Consider the following 3,181-nt stretch of genomic DNA (forward strand, 5'->3'; position numbering starts at 1 on the left):
TGAGGACAAGCCCTCGGCCTATTAGTACCGGTCAGCTCCACCCATTACTGGGCTTCCACATCCGGCCTATCAACCCAGTCGTCTACTGGGAGCCTTACCCTCTCAAGGAGGTGGGAATACTCATCTCGAAGCAGGCTTCCCGCTTAGATGCTTTCAGCGGTTATCCCTCCCGAACGTAGCCAACCAGCCATGCCCTTGGCAGGACAACTGGCACACCAGAGGTTCGTCCGTCCCGGTCCTCTCGTACTAGGGACAGCCCTTCTCAATATTCCTGCGCGCACAGAGGATAGGGACCGAACTGTCTCACGACGTTCTAAACCCAGCTCGCGTACCGCTTTAATGGGCGAACAGCCCAACCCTTGGGACCGACTCCAGCCCCAGGATGCGACGAGCCGACATCGAGGTGCCAAACCATCCCGTCGATATGGACTCTTGGGGAAGATCAGCCTGTTATCCCCGGGGTACCTTTTATCCGTTGAGCGACGGCGCTTCCACAAGCCACCGCCGGATCACTAGTCCCGACTTTCGTCCCTGCTCGACCCGTCGGTCTCACAGTCAAGCTCCCTTGTGCACTTACACTCAACACCTGATTGCCAACCAGGCTGAGGGAACCTTTGGGCGCCTCCGTTACTCTTTGGGAGGCAACCGCCCCAGTTAAACTACCCATCAGACACTGTCCCTGATCCGGATCACGGACCGAGGTTAGACATCCAGCACGACCAGAGTGGTATTTCAACGGCGACTCCACAACCACTGGCGTGGCTGCTTCAAAGTCTCCCACCTATCCTACACAAGCCGAACCGAACACCAATATCAAACTGTAGTAAAGGTCCCGGGGTCTTTCCGTCCTTCTGCGCGAAACGAGCATCTTTACTCGTAGTGCAATTTCACCGGGCCTATGGTTGAGACAGTCGAGAAGTCGTTACGCCATTCGTGCAGGTCGGAACTTACCCGACAAGGAATTTCGCTACCTTAGGATGGTTATAGTTACCACCGCCGTTTACTGGCGCTTAAGTTCTCAGCTTCGCAACCCCGAAAGGTCACTAACCGGTCCCCTTAACGTTCCAGCACCGGGCAGGCGTCAGTCCGTATACATCGCCTTACGGCTTCGCACGGACCTGTGTTTTTAGTAAACAGTCGCTTCTCGCTGGTCTCTGCGGCCACCCCCAGCTCACGGAGTAAATCCGATCACCAGACGTGGCCCCCCTTCTCCCGAAGTTACGGGGGCATTTTGCCGAGTTCCTTAACCATAGTTCACCCGAACGCCTCGGTATTCTCTACCTGACCACCTGAGTCGGTTTAGGGTACGGGCCGCCATGAAACTCGCTAGAGGCTTTTCTCGACAGCATAGGATCATCCACTTCACCACAATCGGCTCGGCATCAGGTCTCAGCCTTAATGTGTGACGGATTTGCCTACCACACGGCCTACACCCTTACCCCGGGACAACCACCGCCCGGGCTGGACTACCTTCCTGCGTCACCCCATCGCTTACCTACTACCACCTTGGTTCGCCGGCTCCACCACTTTCCATTCCCCGAAGGGTCCGGAACGGCTTCACGGGCTTAGCATTAATGGGTTCGATACTGGGCGTTTCAAAGCGGGTACCGGAATATCAACCGGTTGTCCATCGACTACGCCTGTCGGCCTCGCCTTAGGTCCCGACTTACCCTGGGCAGATCAGCTTGACCCAGGAACCCTTAGTCAATCGGCGCACACGTTTCTCACGTGTGTATCGCTACTCATGCCTGCATTCTCACTCGTGAACCGTCCACAACTCGCTTCCGCGGCTGCTTCACCCGGCACACGACGCTCCCCTACCCATCACAGCGGGCGTTGGCCCTATTGCTGCAATGACACGACTTCGGCGGTACGCTTGAGCCCCGCTACATTGTCGGCGCGGAATCACTTGACCAGTGAGCTATTACGCACTCTTTCAAGGGTGGCTGCTTCTAAGCCAACCTCCTGGTTGTCTCTGCGACTCCACATCCTTTCCCACTTAGCGTACGCTTAGGGGCCTTAGTCGATGCTCTGGGCTGTTTCCCTCTCGACCATGGAGCTTATCCCCCACAGTCTCACTGCCACGCTCTCACTTACCGGCATTCGGAGTTTGGCTAAGGTCAGTAACCCGGTAGGGCCCATCGCCTATCCAGTGCTCTACCTCCGGCAAGAAACACGTGACGCTGCACCTAAATGCATTTCGGGGAGAACCAGCTATCACGGAGTTTGATTGGCCTTTCACCCCTAACCACAGGTCATCCCCCAGGTTTTCAACCCTGGTGGGTTCGGTCCTCCACGAAGTCTTACCTCCGCTTCAACCTGCCCATGGCTAGATCACTCCGCTTCGGGTCTTGAGCGTGCTACTGAATCGCCCTGTTCGGACTCGCTTTCGCTACGGCTTCCCCACACGGGTTAACCTCGCAACACACCGCAAACTCGCAGGCTCATTCTTCAAAAGGCACGCAGTCACGACCCATTGGGTAAACCCAATGAGCGACGCTCCCACGGCTTGTAGGCACACGGTTTCAGGTACTATTTCACTCCGCTCCCGCGGTACTTTTCACCATTCCCTCACGGTACTATCCGCTATCGGTCACCAGGGAATATTTAGGCTTAGCGGGTGGTCCCGCCAGATTCACACGGGATTTCTCGGGCCCCGTGCTACTTGGGTGTCTCTCAAACGAGCCGTTGATGTTTCAGCTACGGGGGTCTTACCCTCTACGCCGGACCTTTCGCATGTCCTTCGCCTACATCAACGGTTTCTGACTCGTCTCACAGCCGGCAGACTGTGAAAGAGAGATCCCACAACCCCCACGACGCAACCCCTGCCGGGTATCACACGTCGTAGGTTTGGCCTCATCCGGTTTCGCTCGCCACTACTCCCGGAATCACGGTTGTTTTCTCTTCCTGAGGGTACTGAGATGTTTCACTTCCCCTCGTTCCCTCCACATGCCCTATGTGTTCAGGCATGGGTGACAGCCCATGACGACTGCCGGGTTTCCCCATTCGGAAACCCCCGGATCAAAGCCTGGTTGACGGCTCCCCGGGGACTATCGTGGCCTCCCACGTCCTTCATCGGTTCCTGGTGCCAAGGCATCCACCGTGCGCCCTTAAAAACTTGGCCACAGATGCTCGCGTCCACTGTGTAGTTCTCAAGCAACGACCAGCCACCCATCACCCC

The 3,181-nt window shown here is 56.8% G+C and carries 1 rRNA gene; it reads right to left on the bottom strand.

What is annotated here, in order from left to right:
* Nucleotide 1 precedes the first annotated feature (1 nt).
* Nucleotides 2–3,124: ribosomal RNA gene (locus tag ACFWRO_RS36945) — 23S ribosomal RNA — on the bottom strand.
* Between the last annotated feature and the right edge of the window lie 57 nt (nt 3,125–3,181).

It is taken from the genome of Streptomyces sp. NPDC058579, assembly GCF_042718575.1.
Classification (GTDB): Bacteria; Actinomycetota; Actinomycetes; order Streptomycetales; family Streptomycetaceae; genus Streptomyces.